Genomic DNA, 26,252 nt, shown 5'->3' with positions numbered 1-26,252 from the left:
TAGGAAAAGGAATCGGTTTGGAAAGAAAAAAAAGAAAATCAGGGATACTAACCCCTCCCTGCGGGTATCATAAGGAGAAACATCTATGAACGATATTTAGACCCAAAACAAGTAGGAAAGGTTCGGTATTTGCCCTAAGTTTTGTAAAAAAAATTTAACTTTCTATTCAAACTTAATAGAAAATGCCACAAGGAAAAAATCTTCCTTCTTAGACGTTGACGAGTTGTGATATGCGAAAACAGAATCTGCTGACCTTCGATACACATATTCAAATCGAAGTAAACCTGGATCATAAGAAAGGATGTCAAAAGTCATCGTGTAACCGTTTGACATAAAACCATTCCGGGTACCCGTGTTAACCATAACTTGTTTCGGATCATAAAAACGCTCTATTCTGAAGCTCAAACGATAATCAGGTGTTAATTTATAACTAACCCAAAAGGTTCCATGATACCACTGCCTATATACATTCGATGAAGTTTCACGGTATTCCCCCAAACTTGGATCATATGTAGCCAACCAAGGTTCGTAGACAAATCGTTCTTTTGCTTTCTGAGCACCTATATCAAACTGACCTACTATACTAATATCATCAGACAATACCCACTCCAAAATTGTATTCTGATAATAACGCATTTGTTTTCTTTCATTATTTGGTGCTTCATTTCCGACAAATTGATTAAGAGTTAGAATGAGATTAGGACAAAATAAATATTTGATCTGACTTCCGAATGATTTGTCCTTATTATTATCAGTAATGTTTTGCCATCCATTCAAAACTTGAACTTGTCCACTTAATTTGTCTGTGAAGTGATGGATCAATCGTACGCCCGAAGAATAATAAGGAACGTAATCTAAAGCAAAAGCTCGAGTATAATTCACGTTGTTCTGTGATATCCAAGATTCATGTCCGATATTTCCAAAAAAAATCCCTGCATCCAACCATGTAACTTTCCCTATTTTAATTCCAACATATGCTTCTTGGATATTTTTTACCGAGTTTTGATTGGAGTATTTTTCTGTCGTAATTTCCCCCGAATAATTTGCGTTCACTGATGTTCCCCACTGGAATGCAACTCTTCCTCGGTATTTTTTCTCTTCTACTTTTGCCTCTAAATATGCCAAATTAATATTAAATTCATTATTTCTAACTGCCTGCGTAGCAAAACTTCTTTCGGTATCCTTTGGCAAATTTCGATTGTATAAATAATAAGTATCAATGAACCCTCCAACTTGGATCAAGTTTGGCAAAGACTTTTGTTTCAAAGAGGATTCTTTGTTATCCGAATTATTAGAGAACTTACCTTCGTCTGCTTCCTGTGGAGAAATAATCCCAAAACATAAAAAAAACAAAACATAGCAAGTTGTTTTAGAAATACTAACAAATATCCTTATGATTTTTAAACATAAACTTAATTGATCTAACATATTAAGATCAATTTATCATCTTTTAAGGTTTGTCACAATGTATGATGAATTATGTTTATAGATTTTATCTTAAGAACTTATTAAGATAAATTGTCTAAAATCAGATTCGAAAAATATGATGATTAGGTCACCCAACGATAACCAATACCAGGCTCCGTCATTAAGTATGTTGGGTCGCCAGGAAAATCTTCAATTTTCTTACGTAGTTGGGTGATATGAACTCTGAGTGAATTCATTTCATTTAATGCTTGGTCACCCCAAATCTTTTTAATCAGAACATCATGAGTTATGACTTTCCCTGCATTTTTAATTAAAAAAGTTAGGATCTGAAATTCCGTTGGAGTCAACCGAACCTGAGTCTGATTTTTAATGACTTGATAGTTTACAAAATCAACAACCAAACCTTCTTTTTCCCAATTGGTAGGTGTTTCTTCGATGGGTAACCTACGCAAAGCGGTTCGAATCCTTGCGAGCAACTCTCCCATACTAAATGGCTTTGTAATATAGTCATCTGCACCTGAATCAAGTAAAGTGATCTTATCTTCCTCTGAACTCATTACTGATAATACAATAAAAGGGACTTCGGAAAATGTACGGACTTCTTTGATTACCTCAAGTCCAGTTCCATCTGGAAGTTGTAAGTCGAGTAAAACCAATTTTGGAGAATTGAGTGCAATGGATTCAACTGCTTCTTTTCGAGAGATCGCCTCCAAGGTCCGATACCCCTTTGCTTCCAGTGCGATACGTAGCATCTTTCGGATGGCACCGTCGTCATCGACTAAAAGAATCAAATCCTTCAACATATACTTTTTTTCTTATTTAAAAATAGGTATGTCAATGAGAAACCTAGCCCCCCCTTCTTTCCTGTTGACTGCTTCAATGTTACCACCATGTAACTCAACGATAGATTTGGTTATGGCAAGGCCAAGCCCAGTACCTATTTTCCCAGATGACTCGCCTCTATAAAACTTTTGAAAAATCCTTGAAGAATCAATAGGAAGACCAATTCCATTATCTTCAATTATCCATTGAATTGAGCTTTCAGTTTTTTCTAATGATATCCAAATAGTTGAACCTTTTGGAGTATACATACAAGCGTTATAGAGTAAATTAAAAATAGCATGAGAAAAAAGCACTCTGTCTAGCTCAATGGGTGAATCCAAGTCATTTAATTGGATCTTTATTGTATGATTTATTTTGTTTTTCCCTAAATACGAAATCGAATCGTGTATAATTTCAGATGGATACACCTTTTCTCTTTTCAAAGTCAAATATCCGGATTCAATGCGACTAATATCTAAAAGATTTCCCAATAACAAATTCAATACCAATGAACTTTCTTGGATCTCTTCAATCAGATTTTTTCTAGCATTTATATCTGCATCAATATCTGGATCAAGAAGTGCGGATGCCGAACCCTGAATGGATGTCAGCGGAGTTTTTAATTCATGTGATAATGAATTAAAAATCAGATTGTATAATTTTTCTGATTCTTTTATTAAAAAATTTTTTCTAGAATCTTCTGAAAGAATATCTCGATCCAGAGCCAATGCGACTTGGTTCGCTACGGTATTCAAAAGTATTTCTTTTTCCAAACTCGGTTCTTCAGAAGAAATAACGTTAATAACACCAGTGATGCCACCCGGGGAAACAAGAGGATAAAATGTAGCGTTGGCAAGAGATAATGTTTCGGTATATTTTCCGGCAGGTTTTCCATTTTTGATCGTCCACGTTGCAACGGCTAAATCTTTTGTATCCTCAATAACTGGAGAAAACTCACCACCTTGGTAAAAATGAAGTTTTACGGGAAAAGGAAATATTCGTTTAAAAAACAAATCACCTGTTTTTATAATTTCCGATGACGTTGAGGTTTTAGATAAATTTTGAGTGAGCTCATAAAGAAATGATAGTTTTTCTTCTCTTGACCGGAGCTTTAATTCATTTTTCTTAAGCCTCGCCGTTAAGCCTCCATTAATAAGAGCAATCAACATAAAAATAACAAACATCAAAGCATCTTCTAACTTCGAAATGTAAAAAGTATAAAGAGGTGGAATGAACAAAAAATTCCAAAATGAAGCAGATAGAATCGCTGCAAGCAACACAGGCCCACGACTAAAAAATATCCCTATTACTGCCACAAAAAATAGATAAAGTATCGAAATGGTCCAATACCCGATATAAGAAATCAAAAACTGATTGCATAAGGTAACGATTGAAGTTAAAACAAATACAGAGATGTATTGGCGAATACCAGAAGAAGGGATTAGTTTTTTATAAAAATCAAATTGAACTGAATGATCGTCTGCATAAGGTAATACAATGAGTTCTACACCTCTAAGTTGTTTGATAAGTTTAGAAGGAATATTTCGCTGAAAAATATCCAAGAAAAAACTTTTTTTAGGTCTACCTATGACCAAACGATTAATTTGTTTTTCTTCTGCAATGGCCAAGATACCAACCACTGGATCAGATTCAAATGAATGGATAACTTCCGCACCTAATTCCTTTGCCAGCCGAATATGGGAACGAATGGAGTTTGCAGCTTCCACACTTTTATCTTCATCGTTTTCGGAAAAAAATGCATACAATTCTGAATTTCTTTCCAATGCTATTTTTTTTGCATATCTTAGCAATGTTTTTGAATTAGGGCTTGCTGAGATAGCGACCATGACCCTCTCTCTTCCTTGGGGCATTCTTTTTTCTACGTATTTTGCAGTGTATGACAATGATAATTCCCGAAGGTAAGTTAAGTTTTCTTTGCGAAAAAAATTTTCTTTTGCTGAAATTATTTTTTCCGGAATATATACCTTCCCCTCAGACAATCTCTTCAATAATTCATCAGGTATAATATCAATTAACACTAGTTCGTCTGCTCTCTCCAATATGCTATCAGGAATAGTTTCTTTAACTGAACTTTGTATTATTTTTTCAATTGAAACCACTTGGCTTTCTAAATGTTGGACATTCACAGTAGACAGAACGTGAATCCCTGCTTCTAAAAGTAAAAACACATCCTGGTATCTTTTTTTATTAACCGAACCCGGAATATTGGTATGTGCTAATTCATCCACAAGTATATAACTTGGTTTTTCTTTTAAGATACTTTCAACATCCATTTCTTCCCATAATTTTCCCCTATATTCAATTTTTTTAAGAGGAATCTTGGCTAAACCTTCAATCAAAGCATTAGTTTCTACTCTTCCATGTGATTCTACAACGCCGATCCTTATATCTTCCCCATCTTCTTTTAAATGATGTGCTTCCGTTAACATAGCATAGGTTTTTCCAACACCAGGTGACATCCCAAAATAAACTTTCAGAACTCCTTTTTTTTTGGGTTCTTCCTGATTTGCTATCGATAGAAAATCTTCTGGGCGCTTACCTTCATTCATTTATCATTTTTTTCCAAGACACATTTAATTTTGTAACATTCACACGTTCACGTCCCACAATACCCCATAGGGAATACTCTGTATTTTTATCTATCAACTCATTTAAAGTTTCAATGGGAACATTGAATTTTCGATGAAGGGAACTTGCTTGTTCCTGGGCGCAAGCGACTGATATATGTGGGTCCAATCCAGAACCAGATGTGTATAATAATTCAGGACATTTATGATAATGAATTCCTAAATTATCTAGATCTGATTTTCTTTGGTTTACGAATGCTTTTAAATCCAGGCTGGAGGGACTTAAATTAGAAGCTCCACTAGGTATCATTTTGTAATCAGCTGCACTGGGTCTATACATGAACATTGATTTAGAATTTACCTTTTGAGCCAAAAGTTCAGAACCAATTACCTTTCCATCGGATACGATCAAACTCCCATTTGCCTTCTTTGGAAAAAACAAATTGGAAATTCCAGTCACTGTCGCCGGATAAACAACACCTAACAAAAGTAAGGAAACAAATAAAAAACGAATCGAAATTTCCCATTGGCTCGATGTTTCATTATTTTTCATAAATAACCTCCAGAAATAATTAAGTCAATGAGTTTGATTCCGAAAAATGGAAATACCATACCGCCTCCTCCATAAAGGAGAAAATTTCTTAGTAGTGCTGAATCAGGTGACTTCGGCATGTACTTAACACCACGAAGGGAAAGAGGAATCAGTGCTGGAATCACAAGGGCATTAAAAATCACTGCAGATAAAATTGCATGATCAGGGCTCGACAATTGCATAATATTGAGCGGTGCTAATGGCAAAAACAAAGCAGGGAGGATGGCAAAATATTTTGCAATATCATTGGCGATACTAAATGTAGTGAGCGCTCCCCTTGTCATAAGGAGTTGTTTCCCAATTTCGACGATTTCAATGAGTTTACTTGGGTTACTATCCAAATCTATCATATTACCAGCTTCCCTTGCCGTTTGTGTACCCGTATTCATCGCCACTCCAACATCTGACTGTGCAAGTGCTGGTGCGTCATTGGTTCCATCACCGATCATCGCTACCAAATAGCCATTTGATTGTTCTTCTTGAATTCTTTTTAATTTTGCTTCAGGAGTGGCTTCCGCAATAAAATCATCTACCCCAGCTTCTGCCGCAATGGCTGCTGCTGTCAGAGGGTTGTCTCCAGTGATCATAACAGTTCGAATTCCCATCCTTCTTAAAGTGGCGAATCTTTCTTTAAGCCCTCCTTTCACTATGTCTTTTAATTCAATGATACCAAGAAGTTTATTTCCTTCTGTTACCCAAATAGGCGTACTACCCTTTCTTGATACTTCATCTGAAATCATTTGCATCGTTTGCGGAATATTTCCATCCAAAGATTCAATGTATTTTCGAATGGCATCGGAAGCTCCTTTACGTACATTCCGTATTAATTTTCCATTTTCATAAATTTCTACCCCACTCATTCTAGTAGAAGCAGAAAAGGGAATCCAGTTTACATCTAAAGACTTTAGATTTCTTTCACGAATCGCATACCTTTGTTTTGCGAGTATTACAATTGATCTTCCTTCTGGAGTTTCATCTGATAACGAAGAAAGTTGGCTTGCATCGGCAAGTTCTTCCTCCATAATTCCAACGGCAGGATAAAAACGATTTGCTTCTCTATTTCCTAAAGTAATCGTACCTGTTTTGTCTAATAATAAAACATGAATATCTCCAGCTGCTTCTACAGCCTTACCGCTTTTTGCAATAACGTTATGCCGTATCAACCTCTCCATCCCTGAAATGCCAATTGCACTCAGAAGGGCTGCAATCGTTGTTGGAATCAAACAAACGAATAAAGCCAACCAGATAGAAAAGCGAAAATTCCAATTTTGTCCAACTTGTGATCCTACAAATTTTGCGATTGGAATCAAAGAAAGAACTGTTAACAAAAAAAGAAAAGTAAGAACAACGAGAACAATGCCTAGAGCTATTTCATTAGGAGTTTTTTGTCTTGTTGCTCCTTCAATCATTGCGATCATTTTATCGAGAAAACTTTCACCAGGTTTTGTTGTGATTTTAATGTATAAATGATCCGAAATTACCCTTGTCCCTCCGGTCACGGCTGAACGATCTCCACCACTTTCACGGATGACAGGCGCAGACTCACCTGTGACTGCAGATTCATCTACACTAGCAATACCCAAAACTACCTCTCCATCACCGGGAATCATTTCTCCTGCTTTGACAAAAACAATATCACCTATTTTTAATTCGCTGGAAGTAATCTCTGTAAAGTTTAAATCTCCTACCTTATCCACTTTTTTCGACATTGTACTGGATCTTGTTTTTTTTAAACTATCAGCTCGGGCTTTTCCTCGCCCTTCCGCAATACTCTCTGCAAAATTTGCAAAAAATAATGTGATTACTAACCAGATAAAAATAAAAATTTCATTTTGAATCGGGATCCCAGATCCTATATAATAGATTATTTGTAGCATTAATATGAAAGTCCCGATCCAAACAGTTGCCATCACTGGATTAGAGAATGCATACTTTGGAGAAAATTTTTGGATTGCTCCACTGAATGATGATTTCAATAGTTCTAGTGAAATTATTTTTTTAGAATTTACCATACGTTCCTCTTAAAAGAAAATCCCCTTACTAATCAGTATTTGCTCTAATATAGGGCCTAGTGCCAAAACAGGAAAAAACGAAAGACCACAAACGATTAAAATTACGCTAAAAAGTAAAACACCAAATAGAATCGTATCTAATTTGAAATTCCCATCGAAAGCCTTCGTGGTTACCTTTCCACCTAAACTTCCCGCAACAATTACAACAGCATATATAACACTAAACCTCCCCACTAACATAGAAAACCCTAAGGATAAATTCCCCCATAAGGTATCTGCTGAAAAGCCAGCAAAGGCAGAACCATTGTTACCAGCTGCAGAACTAAAAGCATAAAGAATTTGTGACAATGCATGTGGACCTTTTGCCGAATAACCTGATTCTAATAAAACCGTAATCGTACTTCCTATGAGAATACAAATTGTAGGTGAAAAAATTCCAAACAAGGTCCATTTGATTTCATTACTGCCAATTTTTTTTCCAAGGTATTCCGGAGTTCTCCCCGTCATCAACCCTGACAAAAAAACTGTTAGTATCAAAAATAAAAACATTCCATACATTCCAGTCCCCACGCCACCAAATATAACCTCACCTAACATCATCTGAAATATGGCAATTCCACCAGCTAACGGAGAATAACTATCATGCATAGAATTCACAGAACCGTTGGAAGCGGCCGTGGTTGTTGATAACCAAAGGGAAGACTCTGTTAAGCTAAATCGAAATTCTTTTCCCTCCCAAAATCCAAGGTAGTTCTCTTCAGAAAAATAAACTCCGACAAACCCAAGGATTAAAAATGACAACATTACAAAGAAAATTACCCATACGTGACGGAATGAATTTGTGATTTTCCCATATAAAAACACACAAGAGGCTGGCAAAAAAAGGATACAAAACATTTGAATGAAGTTGGAAATAGGAGTAGGATTTTCAAACGGATGAGCACTGTTCACTCCAAAAAATCCACCTCCATTTGTTCCTATTTGTTTAATTGCAATCTGCGAAGCTGCAGGACCCATCGGTATAGTTTCTAAAACTCCATCAAGTCCCATACTTTGTATAGGACCCGAAAATGACTGAATGACACCCTGCCCGACGAGAAGTATGGAAACAAAAAAAGAAAGTGGGAAAAGAATATAAAAGGTAGAACGAAATAAATCCAACCAAAAGTTTCCAAACCGATTCGTTTTTGAAGATACAATTGCACGACTAACAAACGCTAAAACAGAAATCCCAACACCCGCACTTAGAAAATTTTGAGGAGTTAATCCAAACATTTGAGAAAAATAACTTAACTGACTTTCTCCAGAATATGCCTGCCAATTTGTATTTGTGATAAAGGATATTGTTGTATTTAGAGCAAGATCCCAGTCCATCCCAAGAAGATGCAAAGGATTGAGAGCAAAGTGGTCTTGAAATTTTAAAATCAAAAATAAAATTCCACCTCCCGTTGTATGGAAAATGAAGAGGCTACTTAAATATTGTTTTGGTGTTTGAGAGGGAGGTGAGCCTGAAAAAATAAACTGGTATATCCACTTCTCTAAAGGCAAGGTCTTTACATTCAAAATGAATGCCATATAATAACCGACGAAAGGTGAAATAAGAATCAGTAACCCAAGATAAAAAGGGAGATAAAGTAATTCGACCATAAAGAAATTTTCTCATGGTAATTCAAAATCGCAAAACGTTCTCTACTTAAGGTAAATGAGATTCATATTAAGAAAAGATTAAGATTCTTTTTCTCCTAAAACTGGAAAATAAACCACGACTGCCCAAACTAAAATTAAAAACAAAAAAAACAAAACGGAATAAATTCCTTTTGTAAACATCTCTACATCCAACGGCCCTCGCCAAACCAAAAAAAGTGAATCCTTTGCCCATGGCAACTCAGTCACATCCCAGATAGGTTCCTTTAGGACCACTCCTCCAGAAAACAACCCGGAAAGGTTACACTGAATATCTTCTTTCGAATAACAAATAGCATATAACGGAGGTTTGATTTCTTTACCAGAAATTGACCGAATTCGTTTGTATTGGAATCGAATGACCGGACCATACACGGCACCTCCCGATCTACGCCGAACCAGGAGTGGTGAACGAAACTCTCCCTTTTCCACATCATCCAAATAAAAATCTCTTAAAAATAAGTAACGGTATCCAATGTTTGTGGAAACTTCTTCAGGAAGAACATCTGCCTTGGCAGTCACCCCCAAACCATAACCAATTGAATCTCCCAAAAACAAAATAGAATTCCCACCAGCAAGTAAGGATAAAAAAATAGAGATAAGAATTTTTAGTCCAGTGCGTTTGGATAAAATGATTCCCAAAAACAAAATTGGTAAAAACAAAACTAACAGCGCCCAAACAGAAACAGAAAGAGGGAAAAAAGCACCTAACGGAAGCAATAATAATCCAAAACCCAAAATAAATGAAAGCCCAGTTAAAAAAACAAAAAACAATGGTGCGGGTTCGCCGTTTGGTTCCGGTTTCTTTCTGTTTTGATTTTCAACAAACCCAACAAACATTCCTCACTCCTTTACAACAAACGTACTTCGAATGGTTTGCCAATAGAGTTCAGCTGTTTCTTTTTCTCGTTTAGGATAAGACAAGGAAAGAAAATAACCACGAGGTGCATTATAAAGATAATACTCTTTCATCTCCATTGCAACTGAATTTCCGATTTCATCCACCTCGGTCCATTCACTCAGATACTCAGATTGGTTTTCTGTTCTTTTAAATCCTAATTTTCTAATTTGGGTTGGAGAGAGAGAACGCATAGAGTCCCAAAAACGAAAATAGCTTTTTGTATCTCGCAGAGGTCTTGATTTATCAAAACTAGAACCAATGGAGAGGAGAATTTTTGGACGATTTTTCTTTTTTTTGCCAGATGTTTGGAGAATGAAAGCTTCCTCCCATTCTGTTTGGCCTTCGGGTAAATAGTTCGAAAGAAACTGAACAAAACGAACCATCCGATAAATTGAATCTCTGTTTTCACCATAAATTCCCAATCGGTCTCCAAAAAGGCCCTCATAACGTAACTTAGATGGAAGTCGAACACGATAACGAAATGATTCTGATTCCAATACCAAGTCTTCTATTTTATTGGAATCTCCCACATAACAACCATAAGGATCGCTCACTAAATCAAGAGGAATGGTTTGGTCCGACCATTCATTGGCGGCGCGATTGGTGATTTCATTGGAACGAATAAGCCAACCAGGAAAAAAACCAGGTTCTTTTTCTTGTTTCAAACGATAACAAAGATGAATCCCTTTCCCTAAAAATACGGCTTCTTTTTCTTTACGAACATCGTACAAAGCTTCCAATTCTTTGGCTGCGATATCAGCTTCTTCTGCTACCGGAAATTCTTTATAATATTCATCATCAATGAGAAAGCGCATTTTTCCTGCAGGAGTGACCAAGTAGTTTCGTCCCAGTGAGTCTTTCTTTTTGACTGTTCCTTGTTTGTTTTTGAATTCTGATAAAAAACGAAAAAAACTCCGACTCTCCTCTTCTTCCGCATCAGGAATCCAAGGTTTTTGTAATAAGGGATCTACAATGATTTGGGATGATTGTGAAAGAAGAGATGTGAATTGAAAAATAAGAAGAATAAAAACAAAATGAAAAAGAGAGTCTCTCTCCCTTATCATGTTTATACCTGAAATTTAGATTGGATGAAATTCAGTGCCATGGTAAAGATTTTGGAAAAATCTCTTTTATGACCTTCATCGTTCACTCGAGACAAAATTCCTTTTAATATTGTTTGCACTTGTGTATAGTTAGGAACTTCGAAAAAAGCCTTTTGGATATGAGGCCAAGCCATCTTCACCATCTGCATAAACTCAGGACTTCCTTTTTTGAATTCCTGGATCATTCTGTCTAATGTTAGTTTGACGATTTGGAAGTTTTTGATTTTTTTCACAATGCCACTTAAAACATCACGGCTCAAATCAGATTTTGAACTCATCATTTGGAAAAGTGAGTTCCAATCGACAACTTCGTTTTTTTGTTCTTTTAGCACTTGAGTGCGAAGCGATACAACTGCCTTTTCAAATTCAGAAAGTCCACGTAACCAATTCTGGTATCCTACTTGGTCTGACTTTGTTTGGAAATTAGTGATGGTTTGGACGATGTCCATAAATTCTTTTACACCAAAAGCATCTAACTTTGCTTTGTTGGGGTCAACAGGAACGACTGGTTCTGATTCTTCAAAATCAACATCGATGTCCTGTGAAAAATCTAATGATTCTTCTTCACTGGAACTAGAAGAAGAAGATGATGATGAGTCAGATTCTTCGAATTCTAAATCTTCGATTTCGTATTCTTCTGATGAATTTGATTGTTGGTTGGATTGATTTGTTTCTTGGATTGGATTGTCTTTAGGATCGGGACCAATTCTTACTTCGAGGAGTTCTCCAGTCAAAGTGTCTCCAAAAGTTTCCACAATTTCCAAAAGAATGGATTTGTCTTTTTCTGGAATGAGGGATTGTTTTTTGGCAACAGGTGTGGGAGGTGCATTTGCAATGGCCAATGCATCGGTCAAAGAAACAGGCTCTTTCTCCGACTCGGCACTTGCTGGCATGGCAAGAGCGGCTTTGGCAGACTCCGCCATAAGGCCCTTGGGTTCAATGATCTCTCCCGTATCTGGGTTTTCAAGAACCATCAAAATCCCTTTTTGTGCGAATACAAAATCTTTAGGATGAGTGACTTGGAGTCGTTCGACAATCTCTTCTGCCACAGAAGAAAAACTAGGAGCTGGCGCATTCGTCAGTTTGTCCAATTCTTGTGTTTTCAGTTTTTCTTGTACTTTATTTAAGACTTCTATAAAATTCGTATTGAGGTAAGCAGAAACCTCATTTTGTGGAACACCTAACATCGTGGCAAATTGGGGGAGGTGTTCAAAAAACTGATCCGTCTTTTTGATATTCCCTGTCATGTAGGATTTGATTTGTTTGGCCACTTCTTCTACTTTGGCCGGGTCCATTTTACGGCTTTTCAGAAGTTTTTTGAAGATATCAATATGGGCGTGGAAATAGGATAAGAACTCACCGTATGCGGTAAATTCGAACTCTCCGTGCGCTTTTTTTTCTAAAACCTTTTTAGGACCGTCTGACATATAGGATCTCATCCAATGCATAGGAAAAGTCACAAGGGTCAAGATTTTTACGAACCGATTGACGAAATGCTGGGAGAACGGAGTTTAGGAATATGAATCGTTTTTTTGTTTTGGCTGTATTGTGTTTTGTCATGATCTTCTCTACATCTTGTCAAAAGAGAGAAGACAAAACGGTGGAAAGGAACTTAATGACTTTCCTAGTTACTTGTACAGGTGGAAGTTTAGAAGCTTGTAATGCTGGTTGTGCCGGAAAATATCCTGATGTTACTGGTAGCAATTACCCAGCTGCTTCGGCTTGTTTTACTGCTTGTTCTACCAACTGCAATCTTTCCACAACCCTTCTTTTACTCACCAATAAGTAAGAAAGATTCTTATATCTAAGTTCCGTACACAAGGAAACTTGCAGCCACAATGCCTGCAGTTTCTGTACGGAGCACCCCACCAGGAAGAGTGAGTCTTGGAATTTTGTTTTCTTCCATCCAACTTTCTTCCTCTGTATGAAATCCTCCCTCAGGCCCTACCACCGGAATTTTTCCAATGAGTTTGTTTGCTTGAAAAATTTCTGACCTATGTGGGTGTAAGACCACCAAACTATCTTTATGTGATTTCATCCACTCAGATGCCGGTTCAATCGATAGAGAAAGTAATTCTGTTTGTTTGGACTGGGCCGCTGCTTCTTTTACTATTTTTTCAGCACGTTCTAAATTGAATTCTTTGCGAATGGAATGGCGAAACACCAAAAAAACAACGGCATCAAGGCCGATCTCTGTGACCTTTTGTAAAAAGAAATCAAAACGGTTCCCTTTGGGAAGAGCAATGGCTATGGTTTTGTGTTCTGTTTTTTTCGGAATATGAGCTTCACTTAGAAACTTTAGTTCTTTGGAAAGCGGAGAAAACTGATAGTTATACAAACCACCAATCCCATCCCGAAATTGGATGACTGCCTCTTCCTTACTGAGTCTTAAGGCACGAAGGTGGGCCATCTCATCATTTGATAGAACAATGGATGGTTTTGGTGTAAATCCAGTTCGAAAAAGGATAAGCCCAGGATCTAACAAAGGTTTAGCGACTTAAATTATCAACAGCGAACAAAGACGCATCAGGATTTACGGATTTATCCACTTCTTGAATTTCCCAAACCGTAATGCTACCTGTGTTCAAATCTAACATCTCAAGCCGAGAAGCTTTTTGAATTTCTTCCACCTTTCCCGAAACTTCTTTCACTTTCACAGGACCATACTTCAAGTTCAAAGTTTTGAATAAAATTCCGTCTCGATCGTGAAAGTCCACGCGGTAAGGTTTTAGATCTTTTTTCCCAATGAGTAATACTAATTTTTTATAAAAATAAGGTAAGATTGGTTTTAGAGAAACTCGGTAATAAACTTCTCCACCAATTTCCAAATCCGTATTCACTAACGGATTGTAATTGGCCTGATAAGAGTATCCAGAAAGATCGACGTAAAAAAAACCTGTCCCCATAAGAGATTCATATTTTTCATCATCTGTTTTTCGAAAGAGTTTGGCACTGAGAACGTTAAAGAAAAAAACATTTTCTCCTTCGTCCTTAGTCAAAAGTTTGGATTCAAGCCCTCTTCCTTTTCGATCAAAAAGAAGGAGAGCATCCTCACCATTAAAAAACCGATTGATCTTCCATGTTTCCGAAGTTCCGTTTCTGCGAATGAGAACGTAAGTTCCTTTGACAAGGCCTTTTCCGAAATCCATTTCTCGGTCAAGTCTTGCCAAAAGTTCCTGTGCCGACAAACTCGAATCAGGTGCCCCTTGCGCATCTACCGAAACGAAACTAAAAAAGAATATGAAGATCCAAAGGTATCTCATTAAAAATTGTTATTCCGCCCTCATGGAAGGTTTTGTGTAAGAATACAAGCCATGCACACTACCTTGTGCTTGTGCCGATTCTGTTCTTCTTTCAAAACGAAGTTTTCCTTCTCGCAATGCTTTGTGTAAGTCGGGAATATTTTTAAATCCCATATCTTGGAAACTTTGTCTGAGTCCTTGCACAAGATAAGGAATGAGATTCAAAACAGATCCTTTGTCCACAACATATCCAGAAACACCTTGTGCGACTTTGATCTTTTGTGATTCAGAGAAATACCGTTTGTCCCCACCCTTACTCATCGCCTCCAAACTGGCCATTCCTCGATATTTTTTTAGACGAATTCCATTTTCATAAAAATACTCACCCGGTGCTTCTTTTGTTCCCGCAAACATGGAACCCATCATACACATAGAGGCTCCAATCGCTAGGGCATTGGCAATGTCCCCAATATTGGAAATTCCACCATCGGCTATCACCGGAACTCCATGTTCTCTTGCATACTCAGCAGTTTTAAATACAGCAGTGGCTTGTGCACGACCCACTGCCATCGTATCTTGAGTGATACAAATAGATCCAGGTCCCATTCCAATCCGAAGGCCATCGGCACCAGCTGCAATCAGGTTTGCTGCTTGTGCTTTTGTGACTACGTTTCCACCAATTACATCGATGTTTGAAAAATTAGATTTGATCCATTGGATCATTTCCATTTGGTAACTTGAGTTTCCTTGTGCCGAATCAATGATGATCGCATCCACGCCTACTTCGGCAAGTGCTGCCATACGATCACGTGACTCTGGTAAGGTGGAAAGAGCTGCACCCACTCGCAGTCTCTTTTGGTCATCTTTGGAAGATTGAGGAAATTCTTTATTTTTTTTCAGGTCACTGCGGCAAATCAGAGCCACAAGTTTTCTTTGTTTATCGACAATAGGAAGTTTTCCTTTTTTACTAGTGCGAAGGATGTTGTTTGCTTCTTGTAAACTAATCCCAACATTTGCAGTGATAAGCTCCGTTGTCATTACCTTCCCAAGTTTAATGTCACGGTCTCTTTCAAAATCTACATCTCGATTGGTAACTATACCTACTAACTTTGTACTGGCGGTTCCATCTTCAGTGATGGGAATTCCACTGAATCCATATTTTTCCTTAACTGCATCTAAATCTGCAAGTGTATGTTCAGGAGAAAGAAGGATCGGGTCTTTGATAAATCCATTTTCGTATCGTTTTACTTTGCGAACTAAATCCACCTGTTCATCGATACTATTGTTATAATGTATAATTCCGATTCCACCCATAAGAGCTTGAGCAATTGCCATTTCTGACTCTGTAACTGTGTCCATAGGAGAACTCATAAGAGGTCTTTTGAGTGAAATGTTTTTGGAAAGTTTGGTTTCGAGTTCTACATCGCTTGGGTTAAAGTCGATGTATCCGGGTAAAACTAAAAAGTCCCGATACGTGAGTCCCATGTTGACCGAGAAGAGCTCTTGTCCACTGACTCCATCGAAAAGCTCAGATCCTGGTAGGGGTTGATTTGACATAATTATCCTTCCTTTTTCTACTTTAGGCAAGAAAACTCTCCGTGCAAGAGAATTTCAGGAGAAATTCGTCCGATAATAGTAAGTAACACGACCTTTTATGGAAACACTAGAAAGAAGTAAGCGATCTTTGGATGTTTTTTCTGACAAAGAAAAAAAACTCCATGTTTTGACGAAATTTTTATTAAACCAGGAATTGAGTCTAAAAGACAATATCCATTCTGGCGAAAGTTGTTTTTTAAAAAAAGTCTCTGCGGATGGAAACAAGGTCCTTGTGAGTGTTCGCCCCACCTTGACCCTCTCTGTGGGCCAAAAAATCACCCTTTATAAAATTTTAGGCCGTTACCTGCATCTGGAATGTACGGTAGAACAAGAAAAAGGGGAATCGCAGTACGTCCTTCATTTAGATAAAATTGCCATAGCGAAAAAAGATAGGGAAAGTTCAAGGATCCCTGTCCCACCTGGGTCTGCCTGGATCACCAACGTGGTTTCCAGTAAGGCAAAAATTGAAACCGATATGTTTCATGTCCCAACAGCTGTCAAAGTGAACTTCCAGGACTACGAAACCAAACTCAAAAACTCGGTGGATTTTATTAAAATTTCCACGTTTAACTCCAGCGAAGACTCAGAAATCATCCGCCAAATCAAAAAAACAAAAAAGGGTTTGTTGTTAGAAGATGCGACCGATCGCAAATCCTATGAAACGGCTCCCAACGAAGACTTTTTGGTTTTTTCAGAAGAAATCGAAGAAGATATTGATAAAGAAATCAATAACAAACGAAACCAAAAAATCAAATCCGAACTCATCCTTCCCATTCTCTATTTAACCGATGAAGAAGAATCCATTCCGATTGGATACATCCAAATGCAAAGCAAAACAGAAACCTTTGATTTGCTGAAAGCCATGGAAATGAAAACTTTATGTTTTGAAATGGTAGATCGGATTCGTCATTCGAATATGATCAAGTCAGATGGAAAATTTCCAGTGATTGATATTTCGGAAGGTGGACTTAAGGTGATTGTCGACCATCCAGATCTTATCCAAAGTTTGCCAAAACTATCGGGATTCCAATTTGATATATTTTTTAAAATGCAATCCCCTCTCACTGCGTTTGGGACAATCAAAACCATCACAAAAAATCATGAAGGCCACCTAACCGTTGGCTTAGCAATTGCGGGACATTCTTCTCGTTCTGGTGAGAAAAAAAGATTTTTGGAAAATGTGGAATTCTTTCGAAAACAAAATCACAAATCCTAATTTAGAGTTCTCCGTAACCTAATACTTCCATGGACCATCTTTCTTCTAATTTTCTAGAGGAAAAGGTAATGGTCTCTGGATCCATATTTTGTTTTAAAAATTCAAAATCCTTTGGATCAATTTCTTCTCCATCCACCAAATAAAAAGATTCTTCAGAAGGATCCAAACTTTTGATTTTACTGGTGGGGAGTTTTTCATAAATCAAATAGGCACTAGATTCCAGTTCTTTATCTCGCCAATTTTTTAGTTCCAACTTTTGTCCATCGATCACAAAGACCAGTCGGTGTTGGAGGTTTTCTCCCCGATGCGCCAAAGTTCTGGATAAATATGAATTTCTGTTGGCCTCTAGTGTCGAAACAAGATTTTCCACTTCCTTTATTTTGGGAACAGAGACCAAAGGAATCACAAAGTCAATGGTTGAAAAAGGTTCGGAACTAATTCGTTCTTTGATGAATGTTTGGATCTGGGAAAGATCCTTTCCTAAGTTTTGTGTATGAAACCAAACACTGTGATGGCGACTCCCCGACCAATCCTTTGCCTTTGCAAATGAATTCTCAGACCCAGAACTAAAAAAACGAATTCCTGAACTTAAAAACTCAAAATCCATTCTGTCATTTTTTAAAGAATCTGGTGCACATAAAAAAGGTCTTGGGAATTCATCCAGTCGTCTTTCTAGTAAATCTTCTGCGAAGTACAAAGACTCTGTTAAGTCCCTCGGGCTAAAGGTAGGTGTTTCAATGATCCGGTAAGGCGGTGATGGCATAAAAGAAAGTCCTTCTTTTTCTGCATCCCGGCGCATGGCCGTCCCTGGCAAAACGGACAATGGAAATGCTTGGACCCATTCCCCTAGACCATGTTCCAAAAAGAAATGAACTCCTCTTTCCACATCATCCGGTTTGTCACCAGGAAGACCAATGATGAGATCAAGAAGTAGTTCCATTCCTTCACCAGCTAACATCTTTGCAACTTCTGCTACTTTGTGTGGGCTACCATACCGCTTCACACGTTTCAAAGTTTCTTCGTTTACGGATTGAAGCCCTAGTTCCACTCGAGTGAATCCCGCCTTACGAAGTTTAGTTGCAATTTTTGGTGTCACACCTTCTGAACGTAACTCGGCAAACATGGACATCTGGCCATCGGAGTTTACTTCAGCAATGGCATCTAAAAAGTTTTCGAAACCAGGTCTATGGTTGAAAGTTGGATCTAAAAAAACAAGTTCCCTTGCTCCTTTTTCCTTTAAGTCAGAAATCAATCGAATGGTTTCTGGAATGTCAAGAGTCCGAAGATTTTGGGAAGACTTAGGATAAAAACAATATGTACACTGCGATTTACAACCGCGAACAGTTTCCAAATACGTGGAACGTCTGGGATCTACTTTTAAATGGCCCGTGGTATAAGGAGATGGAAAGTCCGTGAGAGGAAAATTTGCAGCTGCCTGTTTTCCAAAGGAAGTGAGTGTTCCGTTTTCTTTCCGATAGGCCACATTTTCGAGTCCATCTAAAGATGATTGGGATAAGATGGTTCGCATAAGATTCCGAAAGCTATGTTCAGCTTCTCCCGAGACAGCGATATCATAACCCTCTTCCCCCAAAACATAAGGGTTGTCTTCATTGACCTCTGGCCCACCTATAAGGATTTTTGTTTCTGGATTTCGTTTTTTAACTTCTTTTGCTATGTAAAGGCTACGTTCCGTATTCCATAAATAAAGAGAGAGGCCTAAAAAATCAGGTCCTTCTTTGACGATCCTTTCAATGAGTTCAAGGTCTCCCAAAGAATCTGTATCTTCCGGAGGAATGACAAAGGGTTCGATGCCTAAAACGGGATCTTCTTTGGACTCGAGACAACTTGCCAAACTAGCAGCTGCTAGGGGAACGTTTCCCGTGGCTGCATAGTAGGAAGGAGGAGGCACCGGTAATTGCAAAAATTGTATTTTTGCCATATCGATTGACATGATCTCAAATGAGAGGGATTTTCGCAAAACCTTTCAGGATCTTGAAACCACTACATCGATGAATAAAATCAAATTTTCCGAAAGATTTCTAGCAAATGTCCGTAACATCATTCGTTCAGAGATATCATGGTACATTTGGGAGAGAGTCCAGGCATCCCGGCTGGTTTTGGATTTATGCAAATGTTCAAAAAAATAAGGACGAAAGGACCAGTTTTTTCCAAGAAAGGAATAATCCGGTTCGATTGTTCCCGTTTTGTCACGAGAATAATTGGGAGAAACCTGGAACCCAAGTGGGTTTGTGATGTACATCCGAAAAAAATCCCCATCTCCGAAAACATTGGTTTCAAATCCACCCTTCCATTCCCAAATTCCATTCTCTTCGGTAAATCCCATCATGATTTCAGACAATTTATCTTTCCAAATGGTCTCCCATTCGATTTGACGATTCATCTCTGATTGTTTGCGTGCATGAAAGTATTCTAAGGATGATTGCATTTCGGTTCTATAATCAAATCGTTTTGCAAATAGTGGTTCGGGTTTGGCAAAATAAAAACCTTGGATGTACCTTGCCCCATAATTTAAGGCATTGTAAAGTTCATCTTCCGATTCAATTCCTTCAAATAGTAAACTACTTCCCAAAGACTCACCCAACTTTGATAAGTTTAGTAAAATTTCTTTGAAGTTTCTAGAGAAGGTTGACCTTCGTAACATCTGTAAGTCGACCTTAATGATCTCTGGATGAAAGAGCCCGATTCGATCTAAATTACTGGCCTCCGATCCGGCATCATCCACAGCAATGGAGAATCCTTCTTGACGATATAAATTCAGAACGGGTCGTAATAATTCTAAATTATGTGGAAATCTTTCTTCCGTAATCTCAATGACAATTCGTTCTGGATCCACTCCAACTTCTCTCACCATTTGAATGGTTTGTGGAAGGGTCGTTTCCAATTGTAATAATGTATGGTACATTACGTTCGGTGAAATGTTTAAAAATAACTTGGTTTCAGCTGGAGCTTCTTTTGCAAATTTTTGTAAGGCCGAAAAACGAATCTCTTCATCGACTTTCTTTTTTAAGAAAAAAATTTCATCATAACCAAAGGTCTGGGATAAAAAGAATTCGCCGAGGCTTACCAGTCCTTCCGGTGTGGAAAGTCGACCAAGGAGTTCATAACCGTAAATGCCAGTGGATTCTGACGAAAGGATGGGTTGGAAAACAGGGACAAGGGTTCCGCCAGACAACCATTCTTTCCAATCGCGCAGAAGCTGATGACTTTCTCTTTCTGTAATCATAGATGGATACAATCATTTAATGCAAGATCGGTACCAATAAGCATTGTAGGGAATTTTACTGCAAATTGCCCAAAGAAAAGGCAAGTGGGAAAAAGTGTTGGAGAAAAAAGTTAAATTTGCTTATTAATTAAGCGGAATGGTAAAAAAAAAACCACCCAAGTTGCCCGGGGTGGTCCTTATTTTGAGTAGAAATTATTTAATATCTCTAGCTCTAGTTTTGAATGAATCATCCAATTTTGGTTTTTTGGAAGGTTTTGGTTCTTCCACAACTGGCGTTTGTTTAACTTCTTCAGAGGCACAGTTAATCATAAATACAGCCAAAAAAGCAATGATCAGCATAGACGAAATTTTTTTCATGTTTTTGCTCCTTAGACTAAATTGCCGAGTTTAGTAAATAAGTCGAGGAAAAAACGACCATTCTTAAAATGGAGGGGATATGCCCCAAAATAATCAGTTCTTTGTCTTTGAAGGGATCGATGGATCCGGGAAAACCACCGTCTCTCGAATGGTATCGGAAGTACTTTTAACAAAATCCATACCAAACCTATGGCATAGAGAGCCAACAGACAGTGTGCACGGAAAAAAAATCAGAGAGTTCCTACAAGGAAAACTCAAACTGACAAAAGAAGAACAAATAGAAACCTTTATTGCTGATCGTGAATGTTCTGTTAATGAAGTCATCTTACCAACGTTAAAGAGTGGTAAATCAATTGTACAAGATCGTTATTATTTTTCCACTGCCGCTTACCAAGGTAGAGACGAAGAACATGCAGCCGATATCTTATATAAAAATGAAGATAGAGGATTTCCTGAACCCAACCGAGTTTATTTTTTAGACCTATCGCCAGAAGAAGCACAAGAACGTAGAACAAGCCGAGGTGGAAAAGAAGAAGTTTTTGATGTAGATTCGGAACAGACCCGCATCTACCAAAACTATTTGGCTATTTTACCTGAGTCTACAATCTTTGTAGATGCTACAGCAGAACTTGAGGAAGTGGTGGCCTTCTGTGTTGAGGATATATTAAAATCACTCGAAGGTTAGTCCATCTTCCTTACCATATACACCATCATATCACCTAACTGAAACCATTTGACAAGTTGGTCCATCACACGTTTCCGGAGTTTGAAAAATAAACTTGCTCCGGCGCGTGAGGTCATTCCACTTCCATAGGTAAAAGAAACTGGTTTCACAAAACCCAAACTCAGTAGTAAATTTTTTAATCCTTTATAAGAGTAATAATATAGATGTTCAGGGACATTGAGATACCGCCAATTTTTCCCACCCAGTTTTGCCAGTAACCCATAACGACAAGTGGATAAAATCAGCACCCCACCCGGTTTTAAATGTTTTTGAATTTTTTCTAAGGTTTCCTTAGGTTTGTGAAGGTGTTCGATGGTTGCCCAAAGTGTGATGACATCGAATTGTTTTTGGAACTGATTGTCCCAATCCAAAAAGTTCTCTTGGAAGATATTTAGTTTTAAGGTTTCTCTCGCAAAACGAACAGGACCATCGGCAATTTCAATTCCAAAGGCTTCGTAACCACGATCTTTTTGGTATGCCACAAAGTAACCGGCAGCACATCCAATGTCCAAAGAGGAAAGTTTTTCACCTGGTAACAAAAAAGAATTACGATCTTTCTCCCAAGAAAAAAAATCCAAATCCTTTAGATTGAGTTGGAACACTCGAGAAATTTCTGTTCGAAGTTTATCAGAATAATAATTGTCATACCCTCGTTCTGTCCTTTGGGTAAAATAAGAATCGTCGTAATACTTTTTTACCGCCAAAAAATCCGGTTGGGGATTTACTTGGACAAGGCCGCAACGAACACAAGAGACAATGGAAAAAGATTCACCCAGAGGGCTTTCTTTAGTCAAAATAGGACGGAAACGATTTTCACCGCAACTATTACAAGGGATTAGTTCCACATAGTATCTATCGGACAGATTTGGAAAAAACGGAAGTGAATAGAAACCGAACGAGATGGAGAAAAAATGCAAGTCCGCAAAGAACAAGGATGATGCTGGAGGAAGTGGGGAAATAGATCAACTCTCCATTTCTTTCTATTCCCACAAGAGAAATTAAAAAACCAGATACAGTTGCAAATACCGAAAACAAAACACATACCACAGTTAATAGTTTTAAGGACCGAATGATTGGTAACAGGGCAAATACAGGTAAAATGAGATGGGCAATGCTATAAAAAGTTCCGAGTAAATTAACGGCAACGGTAAGAGAGGCTGCCAAAATAATATAAAACAAAAGATCAAATGGAAGAGGATTGCCCACTTGGATTTTGTATTCATCCCGATCAAAACTGATAAAAAGAAAACGTCTGAAAAAACTGAGATAAAGAATAAAAAAGAATATTGCGATGTAAATTCCAAAGGAATCGGCCCTTACTTGTGAAGTTAAAATATCACCAAAAAAAGCAGCCATCAAATGGTTTTGAACATTCCCACCAAGGGCCAACATGAATTGCGAAGCGGCAGAAAAGAATACAAAAAGAATTCCAAGAATGACCTCTTCTTTCATCCCTCTTAGTTTTCTGACATACAATAGTGGAAAAACTAAAACGCATGAGAAAAGAATAGGAAAAATTTCTCCCGGCCATTCCATAAACAAGGATAAGGCGACAGAAAAAGTAACCGCTTGGGACAATGTGACACCAAAAAAAGTCATACCTCGTAGTACGATTAATATTCCGAGAACTGATAAAAGGGCACCAACAAGGCTACCCACAAGGATTTGTGGTAAAAATAAAGTCCAACTAGAAAGTATATTAGTCATGGTGGTGGCAGTTTGGTGGCCTTTCTCCACTGGAGATATTGTAGAGTTTTCCTTCGTCTATTTCAAAAATTTCATCAAATCCAAATCCCCAATCATGTTCTAAACTATGAGTGATAAAAAATAAGGATCTATTCCCTTCTTTTAGGTATTCGGACAAAACAGTTTGAAATAGTTCTCTTGCATTATGATCCAAAGAATCCATTGGTTCATCTAAAAAAATCAAATTGGCTTTGGTAAGAAGGGAACGTAGGATTAAAACTTTTTGTAACTGTCCCCCACTACAAAGTGAGATTTGTTTTTTTAAATAAGAACTAACACCTGTTCTTTCAATGAGTGCCAAATCTTCAGTTGAAAATTTCTTTTTTGGTAAAAAACTAAGGCCAATATTTTTTGGCATCAAAAGTACATCTTCAACTCGCAAAGGGAATTCTAAGGACATACGTTTGGCTTGGGGTACATAAGAAGTAGTAAATGCTTTGGAAAAAGATATAGAACCAGAGAGTGGAGGCAAAAGTTCTGTCAACGTACGAAAGAGTGTCGTTTTTCCTGCACCATTTCCACCGACGAGAGCGTATGTTTTTCCAGAATGGATCTGCAAATGGATATCGGAAACCACTGGAAATTCCTTTCGATATCCGACTGAAAGTGCGTCAGTATGAATCATTGAACCGTAAGTTTCTAGATTATTTGGTTTTATCGCTTGCATCTCGTATTTTTTGTAACATCAATCGCAGGGTATCTTCGTAAGTGAGAGCCTCTGGACTTCCTCCGACAGAAACGGGCAAAGTGACAACCACACTCCCCGGAACCTTCGAAGATACATACTCAGCATACTTTGGATTGTGATAGGGACCAATCAAGATAATTTTTATCTTTTCTGCGGTCATATAACTAATCACCTGATCCATATAACGGACAGAAGGTGGAACTCCCGGCCTTTCCTCTATGGTTAAATTTGCGTTAAATTTAAACCGGGATGCCAAATATACAAATTGATCATGAAAAACGGCCACCTTCAAACCAAAATACGGTTCCATTTTTTTCATCTCTTCTTTTGTGAGTTGGATGAGTCGTTTTTTGAAGGCATTAAAATTCCCTTCGTAGTATTCTCCGTTCAAGGGGTCCACACGAGTGAGGGCATTTTTTATATTTTGCGCCATCTGGATGGCATTGATGGGATCATTCCAATAATGTGGGTTCCCATAGATATGCATATCTCCCATAGAACGATCCATCATGACTGTTGGTTCTCCAAGGATCTTCACACCAAAGGAAGTGTCACAATATCCCGGTTGGCCTTTTTGGATTTTCATATTTCTTGACTGTTGTTGGAGATAAGGAATCCAACCTACTTCTAAATCAAGACCAACAACACAAAGAATATCAGCTTCACTAAGTTTGACTAGGAAATCGGGTCTCGTCATGACAAAGTGCGGGTCATCTGTTCCGCGAATCATCCCGGAAACTTCTGCTCTCTCACCTGCTATTTGTTCGGCGATATATTTGATATCTGAAACGCTTGTGACAAGGGAAACTTTAGCAGAAATTGGAAAGGTAAACAGAAATACAAAGAATACAACTGCAGTGGAGGAAAAAAAATCTATTTTGCGATTCATCGTTGTCGTGTTTGGTAATTGTAACATAATGATTTTTCCTCTTAATAACTATGTGCTGGGTGAGAGCCTAAAATGGCAACTGCTTGAACATAAAATCGCCATTCCCTTTGTTCCTGAAATTCTGTTTTGGAAAAGTCTTGGATGTATCGTCTTTCTATCGACCCACGAATCCTACCAAATTCAGAACTATGGAAAGTAATTTGTGCAGAATGGGCTTCGATTGCATTGTCCGCTAATTTTCCATTTTTGTCGACAAGGGATTTATCTGTAAAATAATCATAACGGTATCCAAAAGACCAAAGTTGGTGAAATTTATAATCCACAAAGAAGTAATATCCCCATTGGTCCCTGGATGGTGCTTTGGATTTTTGAAAAGTGCTCGGATCCATTTGTTCAGGAAAGATTTCTTGTTGGTACCACCCCTCCGACATAATCATAAGCTCTCTTAAATTGGATCGATTCCAACGTAAAACAGCATCCATTCCATATAGATACCTTTGATTTCTTCGATCGGTTGTTGGTTCAAATCTAACGCCTGAAAATCCAAATTGAGACCCCCAGTTATTTCCAAAATAATAAAAATGTTTTAGGTGGGCGTAACCCATTGGATTATTTTTTTGTGGTCCCTCCGAATGTGAATGTCCCCACTTTTTACCATTCGTGGCACCTAATACAAGTTCCTGTGTAATCCATTTCCAAGGAAGTAACACACTAAATTCTGCACCGGTATCCATGATTGATTCAAAACCAATAAATTTTTCATGGACGATCGGATTCATCGTAAACGGTCGATCGTGCAAGTGGATACGGTTCAATCGACCAATATCAACAAACATCTGTCCCACTTTTAAAGAAGTATTAAAAGGTAAAAAAGGAAAAAGAACATTGGCTTCATGGACTTCAAAATTATACTTTCCGTCTTCGCCATGGGCAGCACCTAAAAAATTTGCCCGCATCCATTGGTCAACGGCAGCAGTGAAACCAAACTCGGCAGATCTTACATCTAGTTTGTTATCGATTCGTTCGCCTGTACCTCTGGGTTTATTCCTGTCCCAAGCTCCAACAATATCGATGGCTGCGGATACATCCATCATCAAATTTTGAGCAGATCTGTTGATTTGGTTTGGTTGTTGCACATTCGAAGTAACCCCACGACTACCTTCAGTTGATTTACTTCTTGTTTCTTGGTCTTTTAAATCTTTATCTAATTCTGCTTCCCAATCAGTTTCAATTGTATCTTTATTTACCTTAGGCGATTTTGGCTTTTGATTTGATTCTTCTTTCGTTGAATCAAATAATTCTTTTTCCCACTCAGATGACTGAGACCAAATGGAAACAGAAAAAACTATTACCACCAAAAGTGGAAATAGTTTTCTTTTTGTTAGTTGATTTATTCTGAGAAGATACAATCGAAATCCTTT

23 protein-coding genes are annotated in these 26,252 nt (G+C 37.9%); 3 read left to right on the top strand and 20 right to left on the bottom strand.

Going from position 1 to position 26,252, the window contains the following annotated elements:
- Positions 1 to 162: 162 nt before the first annotated feature.
- The 9 genes from EHR01_RS01830 to EHR01_RS01790 all read right to left on the bottom strand — a co-directional run bounded on the left by EHR01_RS01830 (position 163) and on the right by EHR01_RS01790 (position 12,556).
- Entirely contained in the window at positions 163 to 1,428 is a 1,266-nt protein-coding gene (locus tag EHR01_RS01830) for a porin (RefSeq protein WP_135692920.1), read from the bottom strand.
- Between the two features lie 122 nt (positions 1,429 to 1,550).
- Positions 1,551 to 2,228 (bottom strand): response regulator, encoded by a 678-nt coding sequence (locus EHR01_RS01825; protein WP_208721734.1) that lies wholly within the window; start codon positions 2,226 to 2,228, stop codon positions 1,551 to 1,553.
- Positions 2,229 to 2,243: 15 nt separating this feature from the next.
- On the bottom strand, positions 2,244 to 4,820 hold the full coding sequence (locus EHR01_RS01820) for a sensor histidine kinase (protein ID WP_135692918.1): 2,577 nt from the start codon (positions 4,818 to 4,820) through the stop codon (positions 2,244 to 2,246).
- Positions 4,813 to 5,391, bottom strand: a complete 579-nt coding sequence (locus EHR01_RS01815) for a potassium-transporting ATPase subunit C (RefSeq protein WP_135692917.1) — start codon at positions 5,389 to 5,391, stop codon at positions 4,813 to 4,815. Before EHR01_RS01815 ends, EHR01_RS01820 begins: the two co-directional genes overlap by 8 nt.
- On the bottom strand, positions 5,388 to 7,442 hold the full coding sequence (gene kdpB / locus EHR01_RS01810) for a potassium-transporting ATPase subunit KdpB (RefSeq protein ID WP_135692916.1): 2,055 nt from the start codon (positions 7,440 to 7,442) through the stop codon (positions 5,388 to 5,390). The genes EHR01_RS01815 and kdpB overlap by 4 nt, the downstream gene beginning before the upstream one ends.
- Positions 7,443 to 7,451: 9 nt before the next feature.
- Positions 7,452 to 9,089, bottom strand: a complete 1,638-nt coding sequence (gene kdpA, locus EHR01_RS01805) for a potassium-transporting ATPase subunit KdpA (RefSeq protein ID WP_135692915.1) — start codon at positions 9,087 to 9,089, stop codon at positions 7,452 to 7,454.
- A gap of 78 nt (positions 9,090 to 9,167) precedes the next feature.
- Positions 9,168 to 9,965, bottom strand: a complete 798-nt coding sequence (locus tag EHR01_RS01800; protein WP_135692914.1) for a hypothetical protein — start codon at positions 9,963 to 9,965, stop codon at positions 9,168 to 9,170.
- A gap of 3 nt (positions 9,966 to 9,968) precedes the next feature.
- Complete coding sequence (locus EHR01_RS01795; RefSeq protein ID WP_135692913.1) at positions 9,969 to 11,090, bottom strand: LIC10775 family protein; 1,122 nt, start codon at positions 11,088 to 11,090, stop codon at positions 9,969 to 9,971.
- Between the two features lie 2 nt (positions 11,091 to 11,092).
- The gene (locus EHR01_RS01790; protein WP_135692912.1) at positions 11,093 to 12,556 is read right to left on the bottom strand and encodes a hypothetical protein; all 1,464 of its coding nucleotides are present in this window, start codon (positions 12,554 to 12,556) and stop codon (positions 11,093 to 11,095) included.
- 92 nt (positions 12,557 to 12,648) lie between these two features.
- On the opposite strand from EHR01_RS01790, the gene EHR01_RS01785 reads away from it, so the two are divergent.
- Entirely contained in the window at positions 12,649 to 12,918 is a 270-nt protein-coding gene (locus EHR01_RS01785; RefSeq protein WP_135692911.1) for a hypothetical protein, read from the top strand.
- A gap of 15 nt (positions 12,919 to 12,933) precedes the next feature.
- Here the strand turns inward: EHR01_RS01785 and EHR01_RS01780 are convergent, their stop codons facing one another.
- From EHR01_RS01780 to guaB, 3 genes are read right to left on the bottom strand one after another with little or no spacing between them, the layout of a single operon-like run.
- On the bottom strand, positions 12,934 to 13,614 hold the full coding sequence (locus EHR01_RS01780) for a 16S rRNA (uracil(1498)-N(3))-methyltransferase (protein ID WP_135692910.1): 681 nt from the start codon (positions 13,612 to 13,614) through the stop codon (positions 12,934 to 12,936).
- Between the two features lie 4 nt (positions 13,615 to 13,618).
- On the bottom strand, positions 13,619 to 14,392 hold the full coding sequence (locus EHR01_RS01775) for an outer membrane lipoprotein-sorting protein (protein ID WP_135692909.1): 774 nt from the start codon (positions 14,390 to 14,392) through the stop codon (positions 13,619 to 13,621).
- 9 nt (positions 14,393 to 14,401) lie between these two features.
- Positions 14,402 to 15,928, bottom strand: a complete 1,527-nt coding sequence (gene guaB / locus EHR01_RS01770) for an IMP dehydrogenase (protein ID WP_135692908.1) — start codon at positions 15,926 to 15,928, stop codon at positions 14,402 to 14,404.
- A 97-nt stretch (positions 15,929 to 16,025) separates the two neighbouring features.
- On the opposite strand from guaB, the gene EHR01_RS01765 reads away from it, so the two are divergent.
- A complete protein-coding gene (locus tag EHR01_RS01765) occupies positions 16,026 to 17,183 on the top strand; it encodes a DUF1577 domain-containing protein (protein ID WP_135692907.1) in 1,158 nt (385 codons plus the stop codon).
- A gap of 1 nt (position 17,184) precedes the next feature.
- On the opposite strand, the gene EHR01_RS01760 is transcribed toward EHR01_RS01765, so the two are convergent.
- From EHR01_RS01760 to EHR01_RS19180, 3 genes are all read right to left on the bottom strand, one after another.
- On the bottom strand, positions 17,185 to 19,122 hold the full coding sequence (locus EHR01_RS01760) for a B12-binding domain-containing radical SAM protein (protein WP_135692906.1): 1,938 nt from the start codon (positions 19,120 to 19,122) through the stop codon (positions 17,185 to 17,187).
- Between the two features lie 45 nt (positions 19,123 to 19,167).
- The gene (locus EHR01_RS01755) at positions 19,168 to 20,427 is read right to left on the bottom strand and encodes an EAL domain-containing protein (protein WP_135692905.1); all 1,260 of its coding nucleotides are present in this window, start codon (positions 20,425 to 20,427) and stop codon (positions 19,168 to 19,170) included.
- A gap of 192 nt (positions 20,428 to 20,619) precedes the next feature.
- Complete coding sequence (locus EHR01_RS19180; protein WP_002973824.1) at positions 20,620 to 20,784, bottom strand: hypothetical protein; 165 nt, start codon at positions 20,782 to 20,784, stop codon at positions 20,620 to 20,622.
- 79 nt (positions 20,785 to 20,863) lie between these two features.
- Here EHR01_RS19180 and tmk point away from each other — a divergent pair, with 79 nt between their 5' ends.
- On the top strand, positions 20,864 to 21,469 hold the full coding sequence (gene tmk / locus EHR01_RS01750) for a dTMP kinase (RefSeq protein ID WP_135692904.1): 606 nt from the start codon (positions 20,864 to 20,866) through the stop codon (positions 21,467 to 21,469).
- Here tmk and EHR01_RS01745 read toward each other — a convergent pair.
- From EHR01_RS01745 to EHR01_RS01725, 5 genes are read right to left on the bottom strand one after another with little or no spacing between them, the layout of a single operon-like run.
- On the bottom strand, positions 21,466 to 22,353 hold the full coding sequence (locus EHR01_RS01745; RefSeq protein ID WP_135692903.1) for a class I SAM-dependent methyltransferase: 888 nt from the start codon (positions 22,351 to 22,353) through the stop codon (positions 21,466 to 21,468). The two genes, tmk and EHR01_RS01745, sit on opposite strands and share 4 nt — an antisense overlap.
- 7 nt (positions 22,354 to 22,360) lie before the next feature.
- Complete coding sequence (locus tag EHR01_RS01740; RefSeq protein WP_135692902.1) at positions 22,361 to 23,215, bottom strand: metal ABC transporter permease; 855 nt, start codon at positions 23,213 to 23,215, stop codon at positions 22,361 to 22,363.
- Positions 23,208 to 23,921 (bottom strand): metal ABC transporter ATP-binding protein, encoded by a 714-nt coding sequence (locus EHR01_RS01735; protein ID WP_135692901.1) that lies wholly within the window; start codon positions 23,919 to 23,921, stop codon positions 23,208 to 23,210. The genes EHR01_RS01740 and EHR01_RS01735 overlap by 8 nt, the downstream gene beginning before the upstream one ends.
- On the bottom strand, positions 23,899 to 24,831 hold the full coding sequence (locus EHR01_RS01730) for a metal ABC transporter substrate-binding protein (RefSeq protein WP_244309993.1): 933 nt from the start codon (positions 24,829 to 24,831) through the stop codon (positions 23,899 to 23,901). The genes EHR01_RS01735 and EHR01_RS01730 overlap by 23 nt, the downstream gene beginning before the upstream one ends.
- Positions 24,832 to 24,872: 41 nt before the next feature.
- The gene (locus EHR01_RS01725; protein WP_341866988.1) at positions 24,873 to 26,189 is read right to left on the bottom strand and encodes a TonB-dependent receptor; all 1,317 of its coding nucleotides are present in this window, start codon (positions 26,187 to 26,189) and stop codon (positions 24,873 to 24,875) included.
- Between the last annotated feature and the right edge of the window lie 63 nt (positions 26,190 to 26,252).

Origin of the sequence: Leptospira mtsangambouensis (assembly GCF_004770475.1) — a bacterium.
Lineage (GTDB): Bacteria > Spirochaetota > Leptospiria > Leptospirales > Leptospiraceae > Leptospira_A > Leptospira_A mtsangambouensis.
The sequence above is the reverse complement of the archived record's forward strand: the minus strand, read 5'-3'. Positions and strand labels throughout refer to the sequence as shown.

What these genes read in the sequence shown, in the direction of transcription:
- EHR01_RS01830 (WP_135692920.1), bottom strand. Translation starts at nt 1,428, where the DNA reads ATGTTAGATCAATTAAGTTTATGTTTAAAAATCATAAGGATATTTGTT.
- EHR01_RS01820 (WP_135692918.1), bottom strand. Translation starts at nt 4,820, where the DNA reads ATGAATGAAGGTAAGCGCCCAGAAGATTTTCTATCGATAGCAAATCAG.
- EHR01_RS01815 (WP_135692917.1), bottom strand. Translation starts at nt 5,391, where the DNA reads ATGAAAAATAATGAAACATCGAGCCAATGGGAAATTTCGATTCGTTTT.
- kdpB (WP_135692916.1), bottom strand. Translation starts at nt 7,442, where the DNA reads ATGGTAAATTCTAAAAAAATAATTTCACTAGAACTATTGAAATCATCA.
- kdpA (WP_135692915.1), bottom strand. Translation starts at nt 9,089, where the DNA reads ATGGTCGAATTACTTTATCTCCCTTTTTATCTTGGGTTACTGATTCTT.
- EHR01_RS01800 (WP_135692914.1), bottom strand. Translation starts at nt 9,965, where the DNA reads ATGTTTGTTGGGTTTGTTGAAAATCAAAACAGAAAGAAACCGGAACCA.
- EHR01_RS01795 (WP_135692913.1), bottom strand. Translation starts at nt 11,090, where the DNA reads ATGATAAGGGAGAGAGACTCTCTTTTTCATTTTGTTTTTATTCTTCTT.
- EHR01_RS01790 (WP_135692912.1), bottom strand. Translation starts at nt 12,556, where the DNA reads ATGTCAGACGGTCCTAAAAAGGTTTTAGAAAAAAAAGCGCACGGAGAG.
- EHR01_RS01785 (WP_135692911.1), top strand. Translation starts at nt 12,649, where the DNA reads ATGAATCGTTTTTTTGTTTTGGCTGTATTGTGTTTTGTCATGATCTTC.
- EHR01_RS01775 (WP_135692909.1), bottom strand. Translation starts at nt 14,392, where the DNA reads ATGAGATACCTTTGGATCTTCATATTCTTTTTTAGTTTCGTTTCGGTA.
- guaB (WP_135692908.1), bottom strand. Translation starts at nt 15,928, where the DNA reads ATGTCAAATCAACCCCTACCAGGATCTGAGCTTTTCGATGGAGTCAGT.
- EHR01_RS01765 (WP_135692907.1), top strand. Translation starts at nt 16,026, where the DNA reads ATGGAAACACTAGAAAGAAGTAAGCGATCTTTGGATGTTTTTTCTGAC.
- EHR01_RS01760 (WP_135692906.1), bottom strand. Translation starts at nt 19,122, where the DNA reads ATGGCAAAAATACAATTTTTGCAATTACCGGTGCCTCCTCCTTCCTAC.
- EHR01_RS01755 (WP_135692905.1), bottom strand. Translation starts at nt 20,427, where the DNA reads ATGATTACAGAAAGAGAAAGTCATCAGCTTCTGCGCGATTGGAAAGAA.
- EHR01_RS19180 (WP_002973824.1), bottom strand. Translation starts at nt 20,784, where the DNA reads ATGAAAAAAATTTCGTCTATGCTGATCATTGCTTTTTTGGCTGTATTT.
- tmk (WP_135692904.1), top strand. Translation starts at nt 20,864, where the DNA reads ATGCCCCAAAATAATCAGTTCTTTGTCTTTGAAGGGATCGATGGATCC.
- EHR01_RS01740 (WP_135692902.1), bottom strand. Translation starts at nt 23,215, where the DNA reads ATGACTAATATACTTTCTAGTTGGACTTTATTTTTACCACAAATCCTT.
- EHR01_RS01735 (WP_135692901.1), bottom strand. Translation starts at nt 23,921, where the DNA reads ATGCAAGCGATAAAACCAAATAATCTAGAAACTTACGGTTCAATGATT.
- EHR01_RS01730 (WP_244309993.1), bottom strand. Translation starts at nt 24,831, where the DNA reads ATGAATCGCAAAATAGATTTTTTTTCCTCCACTGCAGTTGTATTCTTT.